The 25,500-nt window shown below is 65.6% G+C and carries 21 protein-coding genes; 11 read left to right on the top strand and 10 right to left on the bottom strand.

Annotated elements, in window-relative coordinates; all coding sequences use genetic code 11:
• The 4 genes from GD627_RS16770 to GD627_RS06015 form a co-directional block, all read right to left on the bottom strand.
• The coding region (locus tag GD627_RS16770) for a hypothetical protein (RefSeq protein WP_246165330.1) at nt 1-728 on the bottom strand (728 nt) is incomplete at its 3' end.
• 180 nt (nt 729-908) lie between these two features.
• Nucleotides 909-1,337, bottom strand: a complete 429-nt coding sequence (locus GD627_RS06025; protein WP_152271688.1) for an HIT family protein — start codon at nt 1,335-1,337, stop codon at nt 909-911.
• 93 nt (nt 1,338-1,430) lie between these two features.
• Entirely contained in the window at nt 1,431-2,327 is an 897-nt protein-coding gene (locus GD627_RS06020) for a sulfurtransferase (protein WP_152271687.1), read from the bottom strand.
• Complete coding sequence (locus GD627_RS06015; RefSeq protein ID WP_152271686.1) at nt 2,327-2,983, bottom strand: MBL fold metallo-hydrolase; 657 nt, start codon at nt 2,981-2,983, stop codon at nt 2,327-2,329. Before GD627_RS06015 ends, GD627_RS06020 begins: the two co-directional genes overlap by 1 nt.
• Nucleotides 2,984-3,097: 114 nt before the next feature.
• On the opposite strand from GD627_RS06015, the gene GD627_RS06010 reads away from it, so the two are divergent.
• Nucleotides 3,098-3,538 (top strand): Fur family transcriptional regulator, encoded by a 441-nt coding sequence (locus GD627_RS06010; protein WP_146361489.1) that lies wholly within the window; start codon nt 3,098-3,100, stop codon nt 3,536-3,538.
• A 67-nt stretch (nt 3,539-3,605) separates the two neighbouring features.
• Here GD627_RS06010 and GD627_RS06005 read toward each other — a convergent pair whose 3' ends face one another.
• From GD627_RS06005 to GD627_RS05985, 5 genes are all read right to left on the bottom strand, one after another.
• Complete coding sequence (locus GD627_RS06005; RefSeq protein WP_146361488.1) at nt 3,606-4,490, bottom strand: metal ABC transporter permease; 885 nt, start codon at nt 4,488-4,490, stop codon at nt 3,606-3,608.
• Entirely contained in the window at nt 4,477-5,307 is an 831-nt protein-coding gene (locus GD627_RS06000) for a metal ABC transporter ATP-binding protein (RefSeq protein WP_152271685.1), read from the bottom strand. The genes GD627_RS06005 and GD627_RS06000 overlap by 14 nt, the downstream gene beginning before the upstream one ends.
• The gene (locus GD627_RS05995) at nt 5,304-6,290 is read right to left on the bottom strand and encodes a metal ABC transporter solute-binding protein, Zn/Mn family (protein ID WP_152271684.1); all 987 of its coding nucleotides are present in this window, start codon (nt 6,288-6,290) and stop codon (nt 5,304-5,306) included. Before GD627_RS05995 ends, GD627_RS06000 begins: the two co-directional genes overlap by 4 nt.
• A 97-nt stretch (nt 6,291-6,387) precedes the next feature.
• Entirely contained in the window at nt 6,388-7,452 is a 1,065-nt protein-coding gene (locus GD627_RS05990) for a hemolysin family protein (RefSeq protein ID WP_152271683.1), read from the bottom strand.
• Nucleotides 7,449-8,840 (bottom strand): hemolysin family protein, encoded by a 1,392-nt coding sequence (locus tag GD627_RS05985; protein ID WP_152271682.1) that lies wholly within the window; start codon nt 8,838-8,840, stop codon nt 7,449-7,451. Before GD627_RS05985 ends, GD627_RS05990 begins: the two co-directional genes overlap by 4 nt.
• Nucleotides 8,841-9,361: 521 nt before the next feature.
• On the opposite strand from GD627_RS05985, the gene GD627_RS05980 reads away from it, so the two are divergent.
• From GD627_RS05980 to GD627_RS05935, 10 genes are all read left to right on the top strand, one after another.
• Nucleotides 9,362-13,168, top strand: coding sequence for a multifunctional oxoglutarate decarboxylase/oxoglutarate dehydrogenase thiamine pyrophosphate-binding subunit/dihydrolipoyllysine-residue succinyltransferase subunit (locus GD627_RS05980; protein ID WP_152271681.1), 3,807 nt, complete (start codon nt 9,362-9,364; stop codon nt 13,166-13,168).
• Nucleotides 13,169-13,232: 64 nt separating this feature from the next.
• Nucleotides 13,233-13,832 carry a GDSL-type esterase/lipase family protein gene (locus GD627_RS05975; RefSeq protein ID WP_146361483.1) on the top strand — a complete coding sequence of 200 codons (600 nt, stop codon included), beginning with the start codon at nt 13,233-13,235 and terminating at the stop codon, nt 13,830-13,832.
• Nucleotides 13,833-14,096: 264 nt separating this feature from the next.
• The gene (locus GD627_RS05970; protein ID WP_152271680.1) at nt 14,097-15,857 is read left to right on the top strand and encodes an ABC transporter family substrate-binding protein; all 1,761 of its coding nucleotides are present in this window, start codon (nt 14,097-14,099) and stop codon (nt 15,855-15,857) included.
• Nucleotides 15,858-15,969: 112 nt separating this feature from the next.
• Nucleotides 15,970-17,502, top strand: a complete 1,533-nt coding sequence (locus tag GD627_RS05965; RefSeq protein WP_152271679.1) for an ABC transporter permease — start codon at nt 15,970-15,972, stop codon at nt 17,500-17,502.
• Between the two features lie 11 nt (nt 17,503-17,513).
• Nucleotides 17,514-18,557, top strand: coding sequence for an ABC transporter permease (locus GD627_RS05960; RefSeq protein WP_146361480.1), 1,044 nt, complete (start codon nt 17,514-17,516; stop codon nt 18,555-18,557).
• Nucleotides 18,554-20,335 (top strand): ABC transporter ATP-binding protein, encoded by a 1,782-nt coding sequence (locus GD627_RS05955; protein ID WP_152271678.1) that lies wholly within the window; start codon nt 18,554-18,556, stop codon nt 20,333-20,335. The genes GD627_RS05960 and GD627_RS05955 overlap by 4 nt, the downstream gene beginning before the upstream one ends.
• A gap of 188 nt (nt 20,336-20,523) precedes the next feature.
• Nucleotides 20,524-22,023 carry a CoA-acylating methylmalonate-semialdehyde dehydrogenase gene (locus GD627_RS05950; RefSeq protein ID WP_152271677.1) on the top strand — a complete coding sequence of 500 codons (1,500 nt, stop codon included), beginning with the start codon at nt 20,524-20,526 and terminating at the stop codon, nt 22,021-22,023.
• Nucleotides 22,023-23,120, top strand: a complete 1,098-nt coding sequence (locus tag GD627_RS05945; protein ID WP_152271676.1) for an enoyl-CoA hydratase/isomerase family protein — start codon at nt 22,023-22,025, stop codon at nt 23,118-23,120. Before GD627_RS05950 ends, GD627_RS05945 begins: the two co-directional genes overlap by 1 nt.
• Nucleotides 23,113-24,063, top strand: coding sequence for a 3-hydroxyisobutyrate dehydrogenase (mmsB, locus tag GD627_RS05940; RefSeq protein WP_152271675.1), 951 nt, complete (start codon nt 23,113-23,115; stop codon nt 24,061-24,063). The genes GD627_RS05945 and mmsB overlap by 8 nt, the downstream gene beginning before the upstream one ends.
• A gap of 47 nt (nt 24,064-24,110) precedes the next feature.
• Entirely contained in the window at nt 24,111-24,890 is a 780-nt protein-coding gene (locus GD627_RS05935; RefSeq protein ID WP_152271674.1) for an enoyl-CoA hydratase, read from the top strand.
• Nucleotides 24,891-24,974: 84 nt separating this feature from the next.
• On the opposite strand, the gene GD627_RS05930 is transcribed toward GD627_RS05935, so the two are convergent.
• Nucleotides 24,975-25,481: a MarR family winged helix-turn-helix transcriptional regulator gene (locus GD627_RS05930; RefSeq protein WP_152271673.1), complete on the bottom strand. Its 507-nt coding sequence runs from the start codon at nt 25,479-25,481 to the stop codon at nt 24,975-24,977.
• Nucleotides 25,482-25,500 lie beyond the last annotated feature (19 nt).

Genomic DNA, 25,500 nt, shown 5'->3' with positions numbered 1-25,500 from the left:
GGGTCCGTCGGATCAACAGGCGTAGCCGGGTCCGTCGGATCAACAGGCGTAGCCGGGTCCGTCGGATCAACAGGCGTAGCCGGGTCCGTCGGATCAACAGGCGTAGCCGGGTCCGTCGGATCAACAGGCGTAGCCGGGTCCGTCGGATCAACAGGCGTAGCCGGGTCCGTCGGGTCCGTCGGCACATCTACAGGCGGATCCGTAGGCTCACAGTCTGGGATTTCCCAATAGTCATCGACACTATGGTCGTAGGTATCAAGGACTTCAATGCCTTCCGGCCAATTTGGGTAGGTGATGGTTTCCGGCGGCCAGGCATAGGGGTCGGGATATTGGATGATGTACTCCGTAAGTCCCCAACCTGGCCCGCAAAGTCCAGGGGGAAGGAGCCCATAAACTCCGGAAAACCATCCATAACCCGGTTGTGAGGCAAGGAGGGTTTGCGTGCCGGAATTACTCCAGGCTGCCGGACGGTCCGGATCCAATTTCCGGTAAATGTAAAGTCCCCCTGCCATATGTTTGGCGTAGTCGGGCTCCACCTCCTGCAGCTCATAGGCGACGACCGAGTCGCCGGGGGCCGCGACCGCCGGCCCGCCCGTCGCAACTGACCACCAAACCACGACCGTAATACCTGTCGCTAGCGCAGTACCGGACCGCCTGCGGTTCTTTTGTGCCTTGCGTACCTTGCCAGTTGTCTTAGGTTTGCTTGTTTCGTCGTCTAGGTTCTGCATTATCCTTCTCACTCATCTGATGACCACAGCAGGCGTCATCATTGGTGAGTGAATGCGGATCGAACACAGTAATTACGCACTCGTCTTATAGTAATTACGCACTCGTCTTATAAGGGCAACTACCGGCACCTAGGTAGGGCAGTGTTGCCTGAAGGCAATGTCCCACAGAGGGATTGCAGGTCAGGATTCGGGCACGTACTCCCCGTAGCCGGCGTCGCGCAGTCCCGCGCGCAGCTTCTGCGCGTTGGCTTCCATCCGCTCGGCATCCGGATTCGCGTCGGCCCGGCTGAAGTCGAAGTCCTGCAGGGAGTTGGCCGGCCAGACATGCAGATGCAGGTGGTCCACCTCGAAGCCGGCAATGCTCAGGCCGGCCCGCTCGGAGCCGAACACCTGGACCTGGGCAGCGCCGATGGCCTGGGCAACCGTCACCAGCTTCTGCATCAGCTCCGCCGGTGCGTCCGTCCACTTGTTGATTTCCGCGCGCGGCACCACCAGGGTGTGGCCGTCGCTGAGCGGACCGATGCTGAGGAACGCGACAACATCGTCGTCCTTCCAGACGAAACGGCCGGGAATCTCACCGTTGATGATCCGGGTGAACAAGGTGGGCATGGGTGCTCCTTCGGGTTGTTCCACGGCAGCGGCGGCAGGCAGGGGCGCCCGCAGCGGCGGAGGAACGGGTCGGCCGGTAAACATGATTCGACGCTACCCGTTTTCCGGCGGGTTTGCGGAACTGCCCGGATCCCCGCTGCCCGAACTCCCGCTGCCCGGATCCGCTCCGACGGCCACCGGCGTGTCCGGTGTGGAGGACCACTGGGACCAGGACCCCGGATACAGCGCCGCGGATAGCCCGGCCTGCGCCATGGCGGCAACCTCGTGGGAGGCGAAGATGCCGGAGCCGCAGTAGGCCGCAGCAGGCCGGTCCGGCCGGACACCCAGGGCCTCGAACGCGGCCCGCAGCTCCGCCGGGCTGCGGAAGGTACCGTCCGCGGCGAGGTTGTCCGTGGACGGCCGGTTGCGGGCACCCGGGATATGGCCTGCACGGGAATCCACCGGTTCGCTCTCCCCGCGGTAACGTTCCGGTGCCCGCGCATCGATGAGTGTTCCCTCGTCCGCCACCCGGGACACATCGGACAGGCCCACCACGGGCATGTGCCCCCAGGACAGGTCCGCGGTTCCGGGCAGGGGCTGGACGGGTCCGCTTTCCAGCGGCAGTCCGGCCGCCCGCCAGGCTGCGAGTCCGCCGTCGAGCAGGCGCACGTCCTTCCAGCCGGCATGCCGCAGCAGCCACCAGGCGCGTGCCGCGGAAGTGCCGGCGGCGTGGTCGTAGACCACCACCGTGTCGCCGTCGTTCAGCCCCCAGCTCCGGGCTGCTTCCGCGAAGGCCTGCGGGGCCGGCAGCGGATGCCGGCCTTCCGCGGGCACGGCGGGTGCCGAAAGCTCGGTGTCCAGATCCACGTAGACGGCTCCGGGCAGGTGCCCGTGCAGGTATTTGTCTTTCCCGTCGGCGGCGCCCAGCGTCCAGCGCACGTCCAGCAGGACGGGCGGATGCGGGGAATCGAGGCTTTCCTTCAGCTGCGGTGCGGAGATCAGGATGTCCATTACAGATCCACGGATTCCCCGGCATCAAGGTGCCGGAACTCGGTGCCGTAGGTCTTGCCGAAGCGGGTCATGTGCCCCTCCACCATGGCCAGTCCGGTTTCATTAAGGAGGGCGTCATGGATGGGATAGGCGCGTTCCGCACCGGTGGCGATGACGAAGTCGATGACCTCCCCCGCCCTGGACCAGGGTGCGTGGAGCGGCACCAGTACGGTCCGCGGCCGCAGCCCGTTGGGAACCACGAAGGAGTCCCCCGGGTGGTAGACCCGGCCTTCCACGAGATAGCCGATATTGGCCACCATGGGAATCAGCGGATGGATGAGGGCGTGCTGTCCGCCGAAGGACTGGATGCCGAAACCGGCGACGGTGAAGCTCGTGTTGGGTTCGACGTCGTGGATGCGGCCGGAAAGGTCCGGTGCCTCGGCGCGGAGCTGGTCCGCCAGTGTTTTGGGGGCGAAAAGCTCCAGCGGCAGCTGCTCCTGCATCGCGGCAAGCACCCGCGGGCGGTCCAGGTGGTCTGCGTGCTCGTGCGTGATGAGCACGGCGTCCGCATCCTGAAGTGCGGTTTCCACTTCGGAAAACGTGCCGGGATCCAGCACCAGGACGTGTCCGCCCTGCTCGAACCGGACACAGGCGTGGGTGAACTTCGTCATTTTCATAGCGCCACCCTACTCCGGAGCGCTCCGCCGTGCAGGGCGGGCCTCCGGTGCTGCTGATAATCTTGAGGGGTCCTGGCCGCAGTGCTGCCCGTCCCATCCGCTGGAGGAACCTCCGTGCCATCCGAGACATCCCGGACGTCCAAACGGGCGCCGGAGCAGCGTGTCACCCGCCAGCGCCTGGCCGTGGGCCGCACCCTGGATGACCTCGATGATTTTGTCAGCACGCAGGAACTCTTCCGGCTGCTGCAGGAGCGCGGCGAGCGGGTCTCGCTGGCCACTACTTACCGTGTTCTGCAGTCCATGGCGGATGAGAACCTGGTGGACGTCCTGCGGGGCGCGGACGGCGAAGCGCTGTACCGGCGCTGCGCCGTGGAGCATCACCACCATCACCTGGTCTGCCGGAACTGCGGCAAGGCCGTGGAGGTGGAAGCACCCGCGGTGGAAAACTGGGCCGCAGGACTCGGCGCCAGGCACGGCTTCACCGAGGTGGCGCATACCGTGGAGGTATTCGGCCTGTGCCCCGAGTGCAGCGCCCCCAAGAGCCAGGCGGTGTAACCCTCGGGCCACGGGTCCACGGCCAGGGAGCTGGAGCCCCGGCGGCCAACAACCAGCCGGCGGAGAGCTAGGCTGCGGTGGCCGTATTCGCGCTAAGCTGCCGGTGCCGGTGCCCGCCGCGCAGGCGCCGGATGACCCGGCAGACCAGGTAGATGGCGAAGGACACCGTGGTCACGTAGGGGCTGATCGGAATCCGGCCGCCCAGGGCCAGCAGGATGCCGCCCACCGAAGAGGCCAGCGCGAAGAGCACGCTGAGGAACACCACCAGCCGCGGGGAGGACGTCACGAGCAGGGCCGCCGCCGCAGGGGTGATCAGCAGCGAGAGCACCAGCAGGGCACCGACTACCTGGATGGACAAGGCGACGGACAGGCCCAGCAGGAACATAAAGACAACGGAGAGCACGCGCACGGGTACGCCGCGCGCCTCGGCCAGGTCCGGGTCCGCACTGGCGAAGGTCAGCGGGCGCCAGATGAACAGCAGCGCGGCAATGACGACGGCGGCCACACCGGCCAGCAGGTTCAGCTGGACCGTATCCACCGCAACAATCTGGCCGGTCAGGAGGCCGAACTTATTGGCGGAACGGCCCTCGTACAGGCCCAGGAACAGGATGCCCAGGCCCAGGCCGAAGGGCATGATGACGCCGATGATCGAGTTCCGGTCCCGGGCCCGCAGCCCCATGACGGCCAGCAGGACGGCGGCGGCCACCGATCCGGCCAGGGAGCCGACCACCACGTTCACCCCGATCAGCAGGGCGAAGGAGGCCCCGGCAAAGGACAGTTCGGCGATGCCGTGCACGGCGAACGCCAGATCCCGCATCAGGACGAAGGTGCCGATCAGCCCGCCCACCAAACCGAGGATGGCGGCAGCCCAGATGGAATTGCTCACCAGCGGAAGCAGCTCACCATAATCGCTGAAATCGAAAACCGCATCGAAGAAACTACGCAGGTCCAAGGTCCCCCTCGCTTTCTCCGTGCTGGTGGGTGGTGGCGTCCGGGATGCCCAGGACTACGATCCGGCCGTGGCTGCGCAGGACCTCGACACGGCTGCCGTACATTTCCGAGAGCACGTCGCTGCGCAGCACTTCGGCAGGTGTTCCGGTGCGGAACTGCCCGCCGGCCAGATAGAGCACACGGTCCACATACTCGATGACCGGATTGATTTCGTGGGTCACGAAGACGACGGCGGAACCGTCATCGTGGCAGCGCCGCTCGATCAGGGAGCTGATGGCCTGCTGGTGGTGCAGGTCCAGGGAGAGCAGCGGCTCGTCGCAAAGCAGCAGATCCGGATTGGTTGCCAGCGCCTGGGCTGCGCGCAGGCGCTGCAGCTCGCCGCCGGAGAGCAGGCCCACCGGCTCATCGGCATAGGAAGTGGCACCCACCTGCTCGAGCAGCCGGTCCACGCGGCGCTGCACCGGCTTCCGGCGCAGGCGCAGTCCCCAGCGGTCACCGTCGACGCCGAGGCCCACCAGGTCCCGGCCGCGCAGCGGTGTGCCGGGGCTGAACGATTTCTGCTGCGGGATATACCCGATGTCCTTGCTGCCGCGCTGCACGTTCCGGCCGTTGATGGTCACGGTGCCTCCGCTGAGCGGCTGCAGTCCCAGCAGGACCTTCAGGAAGCTCGTTTTGCCGGATCCGTTGGGCCCCAGAACCGCCAGGAACTCGCCGGCATTAATGTCCAGGTCGAGGTTCTTCCAGAGGGTGCGGTTTCCGAAGGACAAGCCTGCATCGCGCAGGCGTACTACCGGAACAGGCGGCCCGGAACGGTTCACTGGAGCACGCTTTCCATGGCAGCCGTGTTCGCGGCCATCCACTGCAGGTAGTTCTGCCCTTCGGGCAGGGTTTCGGAGAAGTCCACCACCGGAACCCCGGCGTCTTCCGCGGCCCGGCGGACGGTTTCGGTCTGGGAGGTGGAGGTCTGTTCGTTGTAGCCCAGGAAGGCAATGGAGCCGCCCGTCACCAGGTCCTCCATCTCCTTGAGGATCTGCGGGGGAACGTCGGCACCTTCTTCCACGGCCTCCGTGAAGTCCGACGGCGTGGCGTTGTGCAGGCCGGCAGCTTCCACCAGATAGTCGGGCACGGGTTCGGTCAGGGCGACGTCGCGTCCGCCCGAGGATTCCCGCAGGGCGGCCAGGGAAGCGGTGATGTCCGCAATGCCGGCGCGAAACTCGTCGGTGTTGGTGCGGAACGTCCCCGCGCCGTCCGCATCCAGGGTACTGAGCCGTTCGGCTGCCGCATCCGCCAGTTTCTCCATGGCTTCGGGGCTGTACCAGACGTGCTCGTTAAAGGAACCGTGGCCGTGGCCGTGATGGCCGCCGTCGTCGTCGTGGCCCTCTTCGCCTTCGCTTTCGGCGGAGGCAGATGCGGAGTCATCAAGGCCGGAAATCTCCACCGCATTGAGGATGTTCTCCGCGGGAATGCCTTCGTCGGTGGCCAGCTTGTCCAGGAAGGAGTCATAGCCGCCTCCGTTGAGCACCACCAGGTCCGCCTTCGACACCGCCAGCCGGTCCCGGGCCGTAGCTTCGTAGGAGTGCGGATCCTGGCTGGGCCGGTCGATCAGGGCAGTAACGTTGACGTTGTCCCCGCCGATCTCGGCAAGGATGCTGCCGTAGACGTCGGTAGAAGCCACCACGTTAACGACGCCGCCACCGTCCTCCGCCGCCGATCCCTCGCCGCTGTCTCCGCCGGAGCATCCGGTAAGCGCCAGCGTGGCTGCGAGGAAGGTTCCGGCCAGGCGGACGGGTAAGCGGTGCATAAGGTTCATGTCCCTGGTTAGGCGTTCAGTGGCAGCGGTTCGGGCCCCGGCACCGCCGAAGCTTTTTCAGCATAGCCTAAACGCGAATGGTTCGCATCTAGAGGCTTTCGCCGGTTCGGCGGATGCCGTGGGCCTGGGTCGCGTCCCGGATCTCGCCCACAAGCTGTTCGATGATGTCTTCAAGGAACAGGACGCCCCGCGTGCTTCCGTCCGGGCCCAGCACACGGGCCAGGTGCGAACCGGTCCGCTGCATCACTGCCAGGGCATCCTCGATTTCGTCATCGAGGCGGAGGTTGGCCAGGGTTCGGACCTTGTTCTCCGTGATGGGCCGGTCATAGGCTTCCAGCGGTATGGACATGACGTCCTTCAGGTGCATGTATCCGGTGAGGTTCCCGGCGGCATCGACCAGGACAAACCGGGAGAAGCCGGTCCGGGCCACCGCCCGCTCGAATTCGGCCGGCGTGGAGTCCGTTCCCAGGCTCACGAGTTCCTCCAGCGGCACCATCACGGTGCCGGCGGTCTGTCCGGAGAATTCGAGCGCACCGGAGATCAGGCCGGAATCGTCGTCCACTGTCCCGAGCTTCGTGGATTCCTCCACGATGGACTGCATCTCCTCGAGCGTGAATGCCGAGGCCACCTCGTCCTTGGGGGTAATGCCCATCAGCCGCAGGGCATGGTTGGCCAGCCAGTTGAGCGTGGCGATGATCGGGCGCACGAGCCGCGAAATGAAAACCAGCGGGGGCGCCAGCAGCAGCACGGCACGGTCCGCCACGGATACCGAAATGTTCTTCGGAACCATCTCGCCGATAGTCACGTGCAGGAAGGTGACCATCAGAAGCGCCACTAGGAAACCGGCACCGTCAGCGGCTTCCACCGGAAGTCCCACTGCCTCCAGAGGAGCAGAAAGCAGGTGGTGGATGGCCGGTTCCGCCACCGAGAGGATCAGCAGGGAGCAGACCGTGATGCCCAGCTGGGCGCAGGCGAGCATCAGGGACACATGCTCCATGGCCCAGAGGGTGGTCTTGGCCCGCTTCGATCCCGCCTCGGCATAGGGTTCAATCTGGCTCCGGCGTGCAGACATTACGGCGAACTCGCTGCCGACGAAGAAGGCGTTGCCCAGCAGCAGGACCACCAGCCAGAAGATTCCCGCCACGTCACTCATCGGATGCCTTCCCTGCGTGCCGGCCGCTCCGCGGACCGCTCGGCACTGTCCTTGTCTTCAATATGCTCCGGCTGCTGCCCGGAGTCGGCACCCGCTTCCGCGGGAATGAAGCTGACCCGGTCAATCCGCCGGCCGTCCATGCGTTCCACTTCCAGCACACCGCCGGGCACGGGCACACGGTCACCGGCTTCCGCGATGCGGCCCAGTTCGGCCATGATGTAGCCGCCCACGGTTTCATAGCCTGCTTCGTCGGGCATCCGCAGCAGCGGTACCAGTGCGGAGACTTCGTCCGGGCGCATGATGCCCGGGAAGAACCAGGCTCCCGAGGCGCTCTGCAGCACTCCGGGCTTGGCCTTGTCATGCTCATCCGACACTTCGCCGACAATCTCCTCCACCAGGTCCTCGAGGGTGGCGACGCCGGCGGTGCCGCCGTATTCGTCCAGGACGACGGCGAGCTGCAGGTTGGCATTGCGCAGCTCGGAGAGCAGCGAGTCCAGGTGGACCGTTTCCGGCACCCGGAGGATTTCACTCATGATTGCGGCTGCCGGCAAGGTTGCCCGCCGGCTGCGGGGTACGGCAACGGCCTTCTTGACATGGACCACGCCGCGGATGTCGTCAGGGGAATCCCCGAGCACCGGGAACCGGGAGTACCCGGTGCGCCGGGCAGCCTCGATAACGTCAGCCACCGGCTGCTCGGCGTCGATCGTTTCAAGCCGGATACGCGGGGTCATCACATCGGCGGCCGTCCGCCCCGCAAAGGAGAAGGTCCGCGACAGGAAGTCGGCAGTGCCCTTGTCCAGGGTGCCCATTTCAGCGGACCGGCGTGCCATGGAGGACAGCTCCGACGGGGTGCGGGCTCCGGTGACCTCCTCCTTGGCCTCCAGCCCGAACAGGTGCAGGACCTTGTTCGCGAATCCGTTGAGCAGGAGCACGGCAGGTTTGAACACCACCGTAAACGCCAGCTGCGGCCGGGCCAGCGCCTTGCCGATGCGGAACGGCATGGCGATGGACATGTTCTTGGGAATCAGTTCACCCAGCAGCATGGACAGGAAGGTAGCCAGGATCATGGCCACGGTCACGGAGACCGAAGCGACGGCCACCGGCGGCAGGCCGAGTGCCGCAAGGGGAGCTTCCAGCAGGCGTCCCACGGAGGGCTCCATGACAAAGCCCGTCAACAGGGTGGTCATGGTGATGCCGAGCTGGCAGCTGGAGAGCTGGGTGGAAAGGGTGGTCAGGCAGCGCAGCAGCGGTTCGGCCGCTTTGTCGCCGTTTTCCACGGCCCGGCGGACGGAAGGCTGGTCCAGTGCCACCAGGGCGAATTCCACGGCCACGAAGAATCCGGTACCGAGGATAAGCAGGAGCCCGAAAAGCAGATAAAGCCACTCCATGTCAGCACTCCCCCGTTACGCGGGCAGACGGGTGCTGCTTTAAAGAAGGGGAAAGGTGCCCTGCACGAAAGTTTAAAGAAGGGGAAAGGTGCCCTGCACGAAAGCGTTCAGGCGGAGGGTGGTCGGCTGAAGCCGGACTGGAAGGCTCCGATGAAGCGGCCGGGTGCGGGGCCGTGGATGTGCGGGAATTGCCGGCTCGGGGTGCTGCGGCTGCGGCAACCGCAGTCCGTGGCGCAGGCCGGCGCCTAGAGAAACTGTCCATAGGAAAACCAGTTTACAGGTTTGCCCCCGCGCCGCCACAGGAGCTCTTTTTGCCCGGCCCGCGCGGCAGTGCCCCCGGAGCCAACCCCGGCGGGGCGCTTCATCTGCGGTGCGGGATTGGCCACAAGTTCGCGAATGTCACTAGACTGGCATGAAGTCTCGGTCACTGCGCACCGGGCCGCACCAGTACTTGAGGCGGAAGCGCTCAGAACATGGTGCCATCACGGCGAACGGCAACTCATGGAAGAGGCGTATATCTAGTGCCAGACCAATCCAACCACCGCCTGCCGGAGGAATTCGGCGGCAACGAGTGGCTTGTCGATGAACTGTACGAACAGTATTTGTCGAACAAGGACTCCGTTGACAAGAAGTGGTGGAGCATCTTCGAATCCTTCAAGGCAGAAGACTCCCAGTCCGGCAACGGGTCCAACGGCAACGCTGCCGCTGCCCGGGCCGCCGAGCCAGCCACCCGGGAACTGCCGGTGGTGAAGGCCGAGGCAACAGCACCCAATGCTCCCAAGGCGTCCGGTGAATCCCCTGCGGCAACGCAGCAGACGGGCAAACCGCCGGTGGCAAAGGAATCGGCCACCACCGGGTCCGCTCCGGCCGCGAAGGCCGAGCCTGCCCCGAAGGCACCGCCCATTCCCGCCCAGCTGCCCAGGACCCAGCCCAGCGAATCCGCTGCGGAAGAGGACAAGGTCACCGTGCTGCGCGGCCCGGCCAAGGCCATTGCCACGAACATGGACCTGAGCCTGAGCGTTCCCACGGCCACCACGGTCCGCGCGGTTCCCGCGAAGCTGCTGATTGACAACCGCATTGTCATCAACAGCCACCTCGAGCGTGCACGCGGCGGCAAGATTTCCTTCACCCACCTGCTCGGCTACGCCATCATCCGCGCCGCCGCACAGTTCCCGTCGATGAACGTGTACTACGACGAGGTGGACGGCAAGCCCGTGGCCGTCCAGCCCGCCCACGTGAACTTCGGCCTCGCCATCGACATGCCGAAGCCGGACGGCACCCGCCTGCTGGTGGTTCCGAACATCAAGAAGGCTGAAACACTGAACTTCTCGGAGTTCTGGCACGCCTACGAAGATCTGGTCAAGCGTGCGCGCAGCGGCAAGCTTGGCGCCGACGACTACCGCGGCACCACCATTTCCCTGACCAATCCCGGCGGCATCGGAACCGTGCACTCGGTTCCCCGCCTGTCCAAGGGCCAGGCCGCCATTATCGGCGCCGGCGCCCTTGAGTACCCGGCGGAGTTCCAGGGCGCAAACGAGAAGATCCTTGCCCGCAACGCCATCAGCAAGATCATCACGCTGACCTCCACCTATGACCACCGCGTCATCCAGGGCGCCGGCAGCGGCGAGTTCCTGCGCATCATCCACCAGCTGCTGCTGGGTGAGCAGAACTTCTACGACGAGATCTTCGAATCCCTGCGGATTCCGTACGAGCCGGTCCGCTGGAGCCCTGACATCCAGGTGAACCCGGATGAGCAGATCAACAAGGTTGCCCGCATCCAGCAGCTGATCCACGCCTACCGTGTCCGCGGCCATCTGATGGCGGACACCAACCCACTGGAATACGTCCAGCGCCGCCATGCGGACCTGGATGTCCTCAACCACGGGCTGACACTGTGGGATCTGGACCGCGAGTGGCCCACGGGCGGCTTCGGCGGCAAGCCGATGCTCAAGCTGCGCAAGATCCTCGGTGTCCTGCGGGATGCGTACTGCCGCACCGCCGGCATTGAGTACATGCACATCCAGGATCCCGAAGAGCGCCAGTGGTTCCAGGACCGCCTGGAAACCAAGTACACCAAGCCCACCCGCGAAGAGCAGCTGCGCATCCTCAGCAAGCTCAACGCGGCCGAGGCCTTCGAGACGTTCCTGCAGACCAAGTTCGTGGGCCAGAAGCGCTTCTCCCTGGAAGGCGGCGAATCCCTGATTCCGCTGCTGGACGCCGTGATTTCCGGTGCCGCCGACGACGGCCTCGAAGAGGTCGGCATCGGCATGGCCCACCGTGGCCGGCTCAACGTGCTGACGAACATCGCCGGCAAGACCTATGCCCAGGTCTTCCGCGAATTCGAAGGCACCCAGGATCCGCGCAGCGTCCAGGGTTCCGGCGACGTGAAGTACCACCTCGGCACCGAGGGCACCTTCACCTCCGACAACGGCAACCAGACCAAGGTCTACCTGGCCGCCAACCCGTCCCACCTCGAGGCCGGCGACTCCGTGCTGGAAGGCATTGTCCGCGCCAAGCAGGACCGCCTGGACAAGGGCGACGAGTTCCCCGTCCTGCCGATCCTCGTCCACGGTGACGCGGCCTTCGCAGGCCAGGGCGTGGTGGCGGAAACGCTCAACCTCTCCCAGCTGCGCGGCTACCGCACCGGCGGCACCATCCATGTGGTGGTGAACAACCAGGTGGGCTTCACGACCTCCCCCACCTCCTCCCGCTCCTCGGTCTACTCCACCGACGTCGCGAAGATGGTCCAGGCGCCGATCTTCCACGTCAACGGCGACGATCCCGAAGCAGTGGTCCGGGTGGGCCAGCTGGCCTACGAGTACCGCCAGCGCTTCCACAAGGACGTTGTCATCGACATGGTCTGCTACCGCCGCCGCGGCCACAACGAGGGCGACGACCCCTCGATGACGCAGCCGATGATGTACAGCCTGATCGAAGCCAAGCGTTCGGTCCGGAAGCTGTACACCGAGTCCCTGATCGGACGCGGTGACATCAGCCAGGACGAGGCAGAGCAGGCACTGCGCGACTACCAGGGCCGCCTGGAGCGTGTCTTTGCCGAGACACACGCCGCCCAGACCTCGCCCATCCCGGTGATCACCAAGGACACGGAAGCAATTTCGGACCTGGAGCGTCCTTCCGCGCAGCAGGAAGGGACCACCATCATCAAGCCCGCCAGCACGGCGGTCTCCCCCGAGGTGCTGGCCCACATCGGCAAGGCCCACGTGGCCGTGCCGGAAGGCTTCACGGTCCACCCGAAGCTGAAGTCCCTGCTGGAGAAGCGCGAGCAGATGTCCCGCGAGGGCAACATCGACTGGGGCTTTGCCGAGATTGCCGCCTTCGGCTCACTGCTGATGGAAGGCGTTCCCGTGCGCCTTGCCGGGCAGGACTCCCGCCGCGGAACGTTCACCCAGCGCCACGCCGTGTTCCACGACCGCGCCACCGGTGACGAGTGGATGCCGCTGGCGGAACTGGACCCGAACCAGGCGAAGCTGTGGATCTACGATTCCCTGCTGTCCGAATTTGCGGCCATGGGCTTCGAATACGGCTATTCGGTGGAACGCCCGGACGCTCTGGTGCTCTGGGAGGCCCAGTTCGGTGACTTCGTCAACGGTGCGCAGACCATCATTGACGAGTTCATCTCCTCGGCTGAGCAGAAGTGGGGCCAGCGGTCCTCGCTGGTGCTGATGCTTCCGCACGGCTACGAGGGCCAGGGACCGGACCACTCCTCCGCACGGATCGAGCGCTTCCTGCAGATGTGCGCCGAGGACAACATGATTGTTGCCAACCCGACCACGGGCGCCTCGCACTTCCACCTGCTGCGCCGGCAGGCCTACAGCCGGCCGCGCAAGCCGCTGGTGGTGTTCACTCCGAAGCAGCTGCTGCGCCTGAAGGCGGCGGCAACCTCGGTGGAGGACTTCACGCACGGCGAGTTCCAGCCGGTTATCGGCGAACACGCCGAGCTGGACGGGAACGCCGTGGACCGCGTACTGCTCGTCTCCGGCCGGCTCTACTACGATCTGCTGGCCAACCGCCAGAAGACCGGCGACGAGAAGACGGCCATCGTCCGCGTGGAGCAGCTCTACCCGCTCCCCGTCGACGAGATCCGGGCCGCCGTGGCCAAGTACCCCAACGCGGAGATCGTGTGGGCGCAGGATGAGCCCGCGAACCAGGGGCCGTGGCCTTTCATGGGCCTGAACCTGCCCCAGTATCTGGACCGCCGCCTGCGCCTGGTCTCACGCCCGGCGTCGGCATCCACCGCCACGGGCTCCGCCAAGCGCCACGCCGTGGAGCAGGACATTTTGGTGAAGAAGGCCTTCGAACGTCAGTAGGCTAGGTTTGGGGTGGGACGCTTCGGCGTCCCACCCTGTTTTTTGGAATTCGAGAAGGTGACTAGTGGAACAACGCAGAATTCGGCTTGCTGCTGTAGGTGATGAGCTGCTGGCCGGACACGGGGATCCGCGCGCCCTCGGCTGGCTCGGACGGGTCCTTGCACGGACATCGCCCGAGAACGTCAACCTGCAGGCCTACAGCCTGGCAGCACCCAACGAGGGCACCGAAGCGCTGGCCAACCGCTGGCTCTCCGAGGCGGGAAGGCGGTTTGAAAACGGCTGTGAAAACCGCCTGGTCATCGGCCTGTCGGACCGTGACCTTGACCTTGACCTGAGCACCGCCCGAAGCCGGCTGAACCTGGCCAACATCCTGGACGGTGCCGCGCAGATGAGCATCAAGGTGTTCGTCGTCGGACCTCCTCCGGGGCTTGACCCCGAACGGAACCGTAAGCTCGCGGATCTCTCCGCGGCCTTCGGCGACGTCACCACACGGCGCAAGCACGTGTACGTGGATACCCTCAATCCGCTGCTGAACCATGAGCAGTGGCGCACCGACCTGGCCGCCAACGGCGGCACGCCGGGCCAGGCCGGTTACGGCCTGATGGCCTGGCTGGTGCTCCACCGCGGCTGGTACCAGTGGCTGGACCTGCCTGACATGAACTGAAAAACCGGCGTCTCACATCACGCCACACAGACCCTCCCGGCCTTGCCGGGAGGGTTTTTGTGTTTGCGCGCCGGGTCTGCGCGCAGGACTTGACTTATTCCTCCGGCCAGCGTCGATCAGGTAACAATCAGTTAACAACCCGTAACCTGTACAACTCCCGAAACATTTAGTGGCTAGTGTTTCTCCACATGTGGCGGCTATCACTCGCCGCTGGGGGGCCATCATGGGTGGTTCCTGACTCCTCATCATCAGTTAGGACTACAGATGCGTACTAAGCGCACGGCAGCTCTTGCCGCACTCTCCGTGGGGGCCCTCTTCCTGGGCGCCTGCGGCTCCGCCGGGGGCGGAACCAACAGCGATGAGACCTCGGAGGCAACTACCGAGAACATCGCCTCGACAATCAACGTCGCCATCAGCCAGGCGCCGGATGCCTACAACTCCAGCACTGCCAACACCAACAGCTCGTACAACAGCTACGTTGACAACCTGGTCCACAGCAACTTCGTGGAGTACAGCCCCAACGGCATCATCCATGACGAAGAGTTCGGTACCTTCGAAAAGACCAGCGATGATCCCCTGACGGTGCACTACGAGATCAACGAGAACGCCAAGTGGTCCGACGGCACTCCCATTGACTTCGATGACGTGCTGCTGAACTGGGCCGCCTTCTCCGGCCAGGTCACGGGCGCCGACGGTGAAAACATCTTCCAGCCGTCCTCCACCAACGGTTTCTCGCAGACCAAGATGATCGAGGGTGAAGCCGGCGACAAAGAGTTCGACATGGTCTTCAACACCCCCTATGCGGACTGGGAAGCCTTGATGATCGGCCCGATCATGCCGGCACACGTAGCCGCAGAGCAGGGCAAGCTGAGCACCGAAAACAACGGCGAGGCCCTCATCAAGGCCATCCAGGACAACGACACCGCGGCCCTGACCCCGATGGCAGAGTTCTGGAACACCGGCTGGAACTACGAAGCCGGTCTCACCAAGCTGCCGGATGCCGCACTGATCCCGTCCTCCGGGCCCTACCTGCTGGACAACGCCACCGACGGCACCCTGACCCTCAAGCGCAACGAGAACTACTGGGGCGAAGAACGCAAGGGCCAGACGGAGACCATCGTCTTCAAGGCCATCGAAGACACGGAGGCCGTTCAGGCACTGGAAAACGGCGAAGTCGACATCATCGAGCCGTCCGGCCCCACCGTTGACACGAAGAGCGCCATCGAGAACATCGGCGAAACCGTCGAAATGCTCACCGGCCCGGAACTGACCTTCAGCCACATTGACCTGGACCAGTCCGAAAGCGGCGTGTTCAAGGAACTTCCCGTTCGCCAGGCCTTCGCCAAGTGCGTTCCGCGCGCGGACATCGTCGAGAAGTTCGCCAAGCCCATCGATGAGAACGCCTCGGTGGACAACCTGCGCGAATACCAGCCGGGCCAGGAGGACTACGAAGACGTCCTCGCAGGTGCTCCGTCTGCCAGCGAGTACGACGAAGTAGACATCGAGGGCGCCAAGAAGCTGCTCGCCGATGCCGGCAAGACCGAACCCGTGAAGGTCCGCCTGATGTTCTCCGCCACGAGCCAGCTCCGCGCGGACATCGTCACCCTGATCCAGAACTCCTGCAAGGAGGCCGGCTTCGAAATCGTTCCGACTCCGGACAAGGATTGGAGCGCCAAGCTCGCTGAGCCCGGAGCCTGGGACGCCGTCCTGTTCGCCTGGGCCGGTTCCGGCCTGGCCGCCAGCGCACAGTCCATCTACGTCTCCGACGGCGAGCAGAACTACGGCAAGTTCGCCAACGCCGAACTGGATGGTCTCTGGGACCAGATTGCCAGCTCCACTGACGAAGATGAAGTCAAGGAACTGAAGACCAAGGCTGAGGAAATCCTCGCCGCCGAGGTCTACAACGTGGTCCTGTACGCGAACTCCGGTGTGGTTGCCCACTCCTCCAAGCTGGAGAACGTGGAACTGAACCCGAGCCAGAACGGCATCACCTGGAATGCCTACAAGTGGACAAAGCAGCTCTAGCCGCAGCACCACGCTAGCCGCAGCATAAGCGGGGATGGGCAGACCCCTGGTCTGCCCATCCCCCTGCTTGTGTCCGCGGCGTTTCTTTAGTCCCACCCCAAGGAGCCCCACGGTGTTCTACTTCATTCTTAAAAGAGCGGTGACCTCGTTCTTTATCCTTCTGGCCGCCACTGCACTGATGTTTGTCCTGGCCGTCAATTCCGGCGACCCGCTGCATGACCTGGCCGAGCTGCGCAACGCGGACCGGGAATCCCGGATCGCCGCCCGCACCGAGGCCATGCACCTTGATCAGCCCGTCTACATTCGCTATCTGCTGTGGCTGCAGGAAATCGGCCGGTGCATCATCCCCGGCGGCGCACAGTGCACCCTGGGCCTGGACCGTGTGGGCAACCCCGTCATCGTCCAGCTGCAGGGCGCCATCGGCTCAACGTTCCGCCTGGTGGTCGTGGCAACGGTGCTTGCGATCGTCCTCGGCGTCCTCGTAGGCGTGGTCACCGCACTGCGGCAGTACAGCGTGTTCGACTACTCGATCACGTTCGTCGCGTTCCTGCTCTTCTCCATGCCGCTGTTCTGGCTCTCCACCCTGCTCAAGCAGTACCTTGCCATCAGCCTCAACACCTGGCTCGCTGATCCAGCAATGTCCTATCTGGGCATAGTACTCCTGGGGCTGGCCGCCGGATTGATCTGGATGATCATCATCGGCGGAGACCGCCGCCGCCGGTTGCAGGTCTTCGCTGTCGCCTTCGTGGCCACCTCCGGCACCATGCTGGCGCTGCTGCTGAGCAACTGGTTCAAGACCCCGGGTTTCGGCCCCTTCGGCATCCTGGTGAGTGCCTTCGCCATAGCCCTCGGCGCTACCGCGCTGTTTGCCGGTTTCCGACGCCGGCGGGTTGTCCATGCCACCCTCGCCACGGCCGCCGCGGGCTTCATCGGCTATCTCCTCACCAGGGGCATCATGGAAGATCCCTCCTGGCTGACCATCGCCGGCCTGACAGTGGTGACGGTTGTCGTCTCGGCAGCCATCGGGCACTTCGTGGGCGGACCGTACGCCAAGCAGGCCCGCCAGCTGACCGCCGTCGTCGGCGTGCTCATCGGTTTCATCGTGTTCCTGGACGCGCTCCTGCATGCCTACCCGTCGCTCTCCCGCAAGACCGGAGGACGGCCGATCCCCACCACCGGCTCCTCCACCCCCAACCTGGAGGGGACCTTCTGGGAAGTGAACCTGGACTACGCGCTGTACCTGGTGCTGCCGACCATCGCCATCATGCTGATCTCGTTCGCCATGTACACCCGCTACACCCGGGCCAGCCAGCTGGATGTCATGACCCAGGATTACATCCGCACCGCACGGGCCAAGGGCCTGAGCGAGCGGACCGTCGTGGTCAAGCACGCCTTCCGCAACGCCATGATCCCGATCACCACGCTGATGGCCTTCGATTTCGCCGGAGTGCTCGGCGGAGCGGTGGTCACGGAATCGGTGTTCGGCTGGAACGGCATGGGCAAAATGTTCACCGACGGCCTGGACTACGTGGACCCCAACGTCATCATGGCGTTCTTCCTTGTCACCGGCGTGGCCGCGGTGACCTTCAACATGCTGGCTGACATCGCGTATGCGTTCCTCGACCCGCGCATCAGCCTGAACTGATTGGTAGAGCAATGACTGATAACAAGATTTCCGCGGACGGGCCCAAGGAAAGCAGCCCTGAGCTGACGGCCATGACGCTGGAAAGCCAGCGGACCGTCACGGCGGACTCCCCCGCAACCCGGGCTGTCGTGGCCGAACCGAAAATCACCGAGGCCAAGAGCCAGTCGAAGCTGGTGCGTGAGCGCTTCCTGCGGCACAAGGGCGCCATGGGCGGAATGATCGCCCTGGCCCTGATCCTGCTGCTGGCGTTCTCCTCCATCGGCTTCAACATCGGCCCGCTGCACATACCGGGCTGGTGGAAGCACACCTTCTCCGAAGTCCAGGCCACCGTCGACGGCGGCAAGCCCACCCTGTCCTGGACCGGACTGGGAGAGCATCCGTTCGGCCAGGACGCCCTGGGCCGGGACTACTTCGCCATGACGATGCGCGGCGCGCAGATCTCGCTGATCATCGCCTTCATCGTCGGCATTGTCGGAACCGTCATCGGCACCGTGGTCGGCGCCCTTGCCGGCTACTACCGCGGCAAGGTCGAAGCCGTCCTGATGCGCTTCACCGACGTCATCATCACCATCCCCCTGCTGGTGGTCGCTGCCGTGCTGTCCACGGTCGTGGCCAAGGCAGGCATCGTGGTGTTCGCGATCTTCCTGGGCATGCTCACCTGGACCGGCCTCGCGCGGATTGTCCGCGGCGAGTTCCTTTCCCTGCGGGAGAAGGAGTTCGTCGAGGCCGCCAAGTCCGTAGGCGCAAGCTCGGCCAGGATCATCTTCAAGCACATCCTGCCCAACACCGTCGGCGTCATCATCGTTTCGGCCACGCTGGCCATCTCCGGAGCCATCCTGCTTGAAACGGCCCTGGGCTTCCTGGGCCTGGGCGTGCAGGAACCGGACACGTCGCTGGGCAAGCTGATCAATGAAAACCGCTCCGCGATGACGGTGCGCCCCTGGGTCTTCCTCTGGCCCGGCGTGTTCATCGTGGCCATCGCCCTCGCCGTCAACTTCATCGGCGACGGGCTCCGGGATGCTTTTGATCCCCGACAGACAAGGAACAAGCAATGACCTCCACACCGGTATACAGCGACACGCAGGCTACGGAAACCGGTTCCCCCATCCTCGAGGTCAGCGGACTCGGCGTCGATTTCAGCGTCGACAACGAATGGGTCATGGCCGCCGAAGACGTCCACTACCGGGTCTACCCCGGGGAGATCCTCGCCATCGTCGGCGAGTCCGGCTCCGGCAAGAGCATGTCCTCCATGGCGCTGCTCGGCCTGCTGCCCGGCAACGGACGGTCCACCGGCAGTGCCAAGCTGCTCGGCAAGGAGCTGCTGGGTGCCCCGCAGTCCGCGCTGCGCAAGATCCGCGGCAATGACATTGCCATGATCTTCCAGGAACCCATGACCGCCCTGAACCCGGTCCTGACGGTGGGTGAACAGGTTAAGGAGATCATCGAGCAGCACACGGATGCTTCCCCCGCGGAGGCGAAGGAACGCGCCATCGAGCTGCTGCGCATGGTGGAGATTCCGGATCCCGAAACCCGCTACGGCAACTACCCCCACCAGTTCTCCGGCGGCCAGCGCCAGCGGGCCATGATTGCCATCGCCATCGCCAATGACCCGATCCTGCTGATCGCCGATGAACCCACCACCGCCCTGGACGTCACCGTGCAGGCCGAAGTGCTCGAGCTGCTGCGCAAGCTCAACAAGCGCCTGAACAGCGCCATCCTGCTCATTACCCATGACATGGGTGTGGTGGCCGACCTGGCCGACAACGTCATCGTGATGCAGAACGGCCGCATTGTGGAAGCCGCCTCCGCGGCGGATCTGTTCAACGCTCCGCAGCAGGACTACACCCGGGCCCTGCTCGACGCCGTCCCGCACCTGGGCTCGAAGGTGGGCGGGGTGCTGGCAGCCGTCGAGGTGGAGGATGACGGTTCCCTGCAGATCAGCGAGGCCCCCCGGGCGGTCCTTGCCGCTTCCGAGGAGGCCGCCGAACCGACGTCGTCGCAGACCCCTGCGCTGCAGCTGGAGAACGTCGCCATCGAGTATCCCGGACGGTTCCGCCAGCCGGCCTTCCGGGCGGTCTCCGATGTCGGCTTCACCATCATGCCCGGCGAAGTCATGGGCCTGGTCGGTGAATCCGGTTCGGGCAAATCCACCATCGGCCGCGCCGTCACCGGTCTGCTGCCGGTGGCCGAAGGCAGCGTCCGGATCAACGGAACCGACATCGCCGGCCTGTCACCGAAGAAGATGCGTCCGCTGCGGCGGAAGTTCGCCATCGTGTTCCAGGACCCGGCGGCCTCGCTGAACCCGCGCATGTCCATCGGTGAAAGCATCGGGGAACCGCTGTTCCTGCATGAAAAGCTGGGCAAGACCGAACTGGACAAGCGGGTGGAGGGCCTGCTCGACGACGTCCAGCTGCCCAAGAGCTTCCGCAACCGCTACCCGCACGAGCTTTCCGGCGGCCAGCGCCAGCGCGTGGGTATTGCCCGCGCGCTCTCCCTGCGCCCGTCGCTGCTCGTGGCCGATGAGCCGACGTCGGCGCTGGACGTGTCCGTCCAGGCCCGTGTCCTGGCGCTGCTGCAGGACCTGCAGCGCGAGTACGGTTTCGCGTGCCTTTTCGTCAGCCATGACCTGGCGGTGGTGGAGATCCTCGCCAGCCACATCGCGGTGCTGAACAAGGGCAGGATGGTGGAGCAGGGTTCCACCGAGCAGATCCTTCGATACCCCCAGGATCCGTACACCCGCCGCCTCCTGGCAGCGGCCCCGGTGCCGGACCCGGCGGAGCAGGCCTACCGCCGCGAGCAGCGCACCGCACTGTTGGCAGCCGGCGGCGAATAGGGTACCTGCGCCGGCACAAGCGGCGGCGGCGTGTCCGGGAAGCACGACCCCCGGGAACGCCGCCGCCGTTTCGCTGTCCGCCCCGGCCCGGGATTTAGTTGGGGTATGTTGGGGTGCGGAGAAGTGTCGCGGCTCACAGTAGCCGCGATGCGGCTTCGACAGTCCACGGTGCAAAGGAGCATTACCCTATGGTTCGCGAGCTATCCCATTATGTTGACGGACAGCATGTCCAAGGCACGTCCGGTCGCTTCAGTGATGTCTACGATCCCTGCACCGGCGAGGTCTCCGCTCGGGTTCCGCTTGCCGGCGCCGAGGAAGTGGGCAACGTGGTGGCCAACGCGGAGAAGGGCCAGCGCGAATGGGCGGCCATGAACCCCCAGCGGCGCGGCCGGATCCTGCTTCGATTCGTTGACCTGGTCAACGCGAACATGGAGGAGCTGGCCGCCCTCCTGTCTTCGGAACACGGCAAGACCCTCCCGGATGCCAGTGGCGACATTCAGCGAGGTATCGAGGTGGTGGAGTTCGCTGCCGGCGCCCCGCACCTGCTCAAGGGCGAGTTCTCGGACAACGCCGCTGCCGGTGTCGACGTCCACTCACTGCGCCAGCCGCTCGGCGTCGTCGCCGGAATCACCCCGTTCAACTTTCCCGCCATGATTCCGCTCTGGAAATCCGGTCCCGCACTGGCCGCGGGCAACTCCTTCATCCTCAAGCCGTCCGAGCGGGACCCCTCCGTGCCGCTGCGGCTGGCCGAGCTCTTTACCGAGGCGGGCCTTCCCAACGGCGTCTTCAACGTGGTCAACGGGGATAAGGAAGCCGTGGATGCGCTGCTGGAGGATCCACGGGTCTCTGCCATCGGCTTTGTCGGCTCGACCCCGATTGCCCAGTACATCTATGCCACTGCCGCTGCGAACGGCAAGCGCGCCCAGTGCTTCGGCGGTGCGAAGAACCACATGGTGATCATGCCGGATGCTGATCTGGACATGGCCGCCGATGCCCTGATCGGCGCCGGCTTCGGCTCCGCCGGGGAACGCTGCATGGCCATCTCGGTGGCGGTACCGGTCGGCAAGGCCACCGGCGACGCGCTCGTGGCGAAGCTCGAGGAACGGATTGCGGACCTGAAGGTCGGCCACAGCCTCGCCAAGGATTCTGATTTCGGCCCCGTCGTTGCCGCCTCCGCCAAGGAACGGATTGAAGGGTATATCTCCGCCGGCGTGGAGGAGGGCGCCACCTTGCTGGCGGACGGGCGCGGCCTCCGGGTTGAGGGGTATGAGGGCGGCTTCTGGGTGGGCCCCACCCTCTTCGACAACGTCACCAAGGACATGTCGATTTACAAGGAAGAGATTTTCGGCCCTGTACTCAGCGTGCTCCGTGCAGAGGACTACGATGAGGCGCTGCGCCTGTGCAGCGAGCACGAGTTCGGCAACGGGGTGGCCATCTTTACGCGCGACGGCGATTCCGCCCGGGATTTCGCCAGCCGGGTCCAGGTCGGCATGGTGGGCATTAACGTCCCCATTCCCGTGCCGATCGCGTACTACACCTTCGGCGGCTGGAAGGCGTCCGGATTCGGCGACCTCAACCAGCACGGCACGGATGCCTTCCGCTTCTACACCAAGACCAAAACGGTCACCACCCGCTGGCCGTCGGGAATCCGCACCGGTGCCAGCTTTGTCATGCCGGAGGGAAGCTGATGGCCGCCGCGGGCCCGGAGGTCCCCGACACGCAGGAGGTACTCTTCGAACGCCGCGGCCGGCTCGGGGTCATCACGCTGAACCGGCCCAAGGCGGTCAACGCGCTCACTGCCGGCATGGCCTCGGCCATGCTGGAGCAGCTCACGCGCTGGGCGGCCGACGACGCCGTGGCGGCCGTACTGGTGCAGGGAGCAGGAGAGCGCGGGCTCTGCGCCGGCGGAGACATCGTAGCCATCTACCGCGACATGCTCGACGGCGGCAGCGCCACCGCGGACTTCTGGGCGGAGGAATACACGCTCAACGCGCTCATCGCGGACTATCCCAAGCCGTATGTGGCCTTCATGGACGGCCTGGTGCTCGGCGGCGGCGTCGGCATTTCCGCCCACGGTTCCGTCCGGATTGTCACCGAGCGCACCCGCCTGGGCATGCCGGAAACCACCATCGGTTTTGTGCCCGACGTCGGCGGCACGCTGCTGCTTTCGCGCGCACCCGGAGAGACGGGGACCCACGCAGCCCTCACCGGCGCCCACCTCAGCGGCGCCGATGCAGTGTTCCTGGGATTCGCGGACTCCTACGTTCCCTCCACACGGCTGGCGGATCTGGCCGCCGCACTCGAGGAGGCTGGGCCGGAAAACGGCTCGGCGGACACCGTCGTCGCGCGCTTCGCCGAGGAGGCGCCGCCGTCCCAACTGGCAGGGCAGGACTGGATCGATGCCTGCTACGCGGGGAACGATGCCGGGGAGATCCTACGCCGGCTCCGCAGCGTCGACGGGGAGGCCCGGGCGGACGCAGCCGCGGCCGCCGAGGCCATCGCGGCCAAGTCACCCACGGCAGTGAAAGTGGCCCTGGCATCCCTGCGCCGGGTGAAGGGGATGCCCCTGGCGAAAGCCCTGGAGCAGGAGTACCGGGTGGGGCTGCGGTTCCTGGCCGGAGCCGATTTCCGGGAGGGCATCCGCGCGCAGGTAGTGGACAAGGATTACACCCCGCACTGGCAGCCGGCCACGCTGGCCGAGGTTGGCGACGAGGACGTTGCCGCCTATTTCGCACCGCTGGGGACCCGTGAACTGAGACTTTCCAAGGAGCACAACAATGTCTGAACCAGCAACTCCCCTGCCCGGCCGGCCCGCTGCCCCGACGGCGCCCATCGCTTTCCTCGGGCTGGGCCACATGGGCGGGCCGATGGCCGTCAACCTGGTTCGCGCCGGCTACTCCGTGACCGGCTTCGACGTAGTGCCGGGCGCACTCGAGGCCGCCGCGGCGCACGGCATCACCACCGTTTCCAGCGCCGCGGATGCGGTGGCCGGCGCCGGGGTGGTCCTCACCATGCTCCCCAGCGGCAAACACCTGCTGGACGCGTACCGGGGCACCGGCGGCGGGCCCGGGCTCCTCGCGGCGGCCGCGCCCAATACCCTTTTCCTGGATTGTTCCACCATCAACGTGGAGGAAGCCCGGGAGGCCGCCGGACTGGCGGTGGCAGCCGGCCACCGGGCGGTGGATGCGCCGGTCTCCGGCGGCGTCGTCGGAGCCGAGGCAGGCACACTGACCTTTATGGTGGGCGCACCGCCGGAGGATTTCACCGCAGTGCAGCCGATGCTGGAGGTGATGGGCCGGCGCGTGGTCCACTGCGGAGACCACGGTGCAGGCCAGGCCGCCAAGATCTGCAACAACATGATCCTCGGAATCTCCATGATCGCCGTCAGCGAGGCCTTTGTCCTGGGCGAAAAGCTGGGCCTGACCCATGAGGCCCTGTTCGACGTTGCCTCCGCAGCCTCCGGCCAGTGCTGGGCACTGACCACCAACTGCCCCGTGCCCGGACCGGTGCCCGCCAGCCCCGCCAACCGCAACTATGAGCCCGGTTTCGCCGGAGCCCTGATGGCCAAGGACCTGAAGCTGGCCCTCAACGCGCTCGAGAGCACGGGTGTCGCCGCACAATTGGGGCCGCTCGCGTCCGCCATCTACGATGACTTTGCGGCCGACGGCGGCGCCGGCCGGGATTTCTCCGGCATCATCACCGACATCCGGGACAAATCCGCGCGGTAGCGTTTTCGCGAATTAGGTAGTCTCACACAGCAGCTGAAGGGCCAGATATGACAGAGCATTACACCAGCATTCTTGTAGAGCAGCGCGGCCGGGTAGGGCTCGTGACGCTCAACCGGCCCGAGGCGCTGAACGCGCTCAACAAGGCCACCATGGATGAACTCGTAGCCGCCGTCACCGCCATGGATGCCGATCCCGCCGTCGGCGCGGTGGTGGTGACCGGTTCCGGGAAGGCCTTCGCCGCCGGGGCGGACATCAAGGAAATGCAGTCCAAGGGCTACATGGAAATGTATGCCGCGGACTGGTTCCGTGGCTGGGAAGACTTCACCCGCCTGCGTATCCCGGTGATAGCCGCAGTGTCCGGATTCGCACTGGGCGGCGGCTGCGAGCTGGCGATGATGTGCGATTTCATCATCGCCGGCGACAACGCGAAATTCGGCCAGCCCGAGATCAACCTCGGAGTACTGCCCGGGATGGGCGGCTCCCAGCGGCTTACCCGTGCCGTCGGAAAGTCCAAGGCCATGGACATGATCCTGACCGGCCGCCAGATGGGTGCCGAGGAAGCCGAACGGGCCGGCCTGGTCTCGCGCATCGTTCCGGCCGCAGACGTGGTGGAGGAAGCCCTGAAGGCCGCCGAGGTCATTGCTTCCAAGTCCAAACCCGTGGCCACGGTGGCCAAGGAAGCGGTCAACGCCGCCTTCGAGACCGGACTGGCCCAGGGCGTGCTCTTCGAACGGCGCGTCTTCCACTCGCTGTTCGCCACCGAGGACCAGAAGGAAGGCATGGCGGCCTTCGTGGAGAAGCGCCGGCCCGGCTTCACCCACCGCTGACCTGTACGTTACGCATCCGCCGGCCCTCCCGCGCCGGGAGGGCCGGCGGACGCCGTTCAGTCCGTGCTGCTATGGCGGCGCGGTTCAGTCGGTAAAGTCGCCGGCGTTCCGGCGGAAACGGCCCAGGATCTGAATCAGGTCATCCACGTCCTGCTCCGGGAAGCCGGAAGAGGCGAACACCTCCTCGTTCAGCGCCAGGGTCGCCTGCCTGGCCAGGGTCTTCCCCTGGCGGGTGAGCTCAACCAGGGTGGTGCGCCCGTCGGTGGGATGCCGTGAACGGACCACCAGTCCTGCATCCTGCAGGCGGTCGACGGCGTTCGTCACCGAGGTGGGGTGCACCTGGAGAAGCGCGCTGGCCTTGTTCATGGGCAGCGCCCCGCTGCGGGCAAAGCTGAGCAGCGCAAGAAGTTCGTACCGGGCAAACGTCAGCCCGAACGGTTTCAGGACACCCTCAACCCGGGCCAGCAGGAGCTGCTGGGTCCGCATAATGGCCGTCACCGCAGCCATGGGCGCGGCGACGTCGGACCAGCCGGCCCGCTCCCAGTTTCCCCTGGCGTCCGCTATGGGATCACGCGGCAGCGGCGTTGCCACGGCACCTCCGGCGGCCCGT

The organism is Arthrobacter yangruifuii, assembly GCF_009192775.1.
GTDB classification, from domain to species: Bacteria; Actinomycetota; Actinomycetes; order Actinomycetales; family Micrococcaceae; genus Arthrobacter_B; species Arthrobacter_B yangruifuii.
The sequence above is the reverse complement of the archived record's forward strand: the minus strand, read 5'-3'. Positions and strand labels throughout refer to the sequence as shown.

What these genes read in the sequence shown, in the direction of transcription:
- GD627_RS06025 (WP_152271688.1), bottom strand. Translation starts at nt 1,337, where the DNA reads ATGCCCACCTTGTTCACCCGGATCATCAACGGTGAGATTCCCGGCCGT.
- GD627_RS06020 (WP_152271687.1), bottom strand. Translation starts at nt 2,327, where the DNA reads ATGGACATCCTGATCTCCGCACCGCAGCTGAAGGAAAGCCTCGATTCC.
- GD627_RS06015 (WP_152271686.1), bottom strand. Translation starts at nt 2,983, where the DNA reads ATGAAAATGACGAAGTTCACCCACGCCTGTGTCCGGTTCGAGCAGGGC.
- GD627_RS05995 (WP_152271684.1), bottom strand. Translation starts at nt 6,290, where the DNA reads ATGCACCGCTTACCCGTCCGCCTGGCCGGAACCTTCCTCGCAGCCACG.
- GD627_RS05990 (WP_152271683.1), bottom strand. Translation starts at nt 7,452, where the DNA reads ATGAGTGACGTGGCGGGAATCTTCTGGCTGGTGGTCCTGCTGCTGGGC.
- GD627_RS05985 (WP_152271682.1), bottom strand. Translation starts at nt 8,840, where the DNA reads ATGGAGTGGCTTTATCTGCTTTTCGGGCTCCTGCTTATCCTCGGTACC.
- GD627_RS05970 (WP_152271680.1), top strand. Translation starts at nt 14,097, where the DNA reads ATGCGTACTAAGCGCACGGCAGCTCTTGCCGCACTCTCCGTGGGGGCC.
- GD627_RS05960 (WP_146361480.1), top strand. Translation starts at nt 17,514, where the DNA reads ATGACTGATAACAAGATTTCCGCGGACGGGCCCAAGGAAAGCAGCCCT.
- GD627_RS05955 (WP_152271678.1), top strand. Translation starts at nt 18,554, where the DNA reads ATGACCTCCACACCGGTATACAGCGACACGCAGGCTACGGAAACCGGT.
- GD627_RS05950 (WP_152271677.1), top strand. Translation starts at nt 20,524, where the DNA reads ATGGTTCGCGAGCTATCCCATTATGTTGACGGACAGCATGTCCAAGGC.
- GD627_RS05945 (WP_152271676.1), top strand. Translation starts at nt 22,023, where the DNA reads ATGGCCGCCGCGGGCCCGGAGGTCCCCGACACGCAGGAGGTACTCTTC.
- mmsB (WP_152271675.1), top strand. Translation starts at nt 23,113, where the DNA reads ATGTCTGAACCAGCAACTCCCCTGCCCGGCCGGCCCGCTGCCCCGACG.
- GD627_RS05935 (WP_152271674.1), top strand. Translation starts at nt 24,111, where the DNA reads ATGACAGAGCATTACACCAGCATTCTTGTAGAGCAGCGCGGCCGGGTA.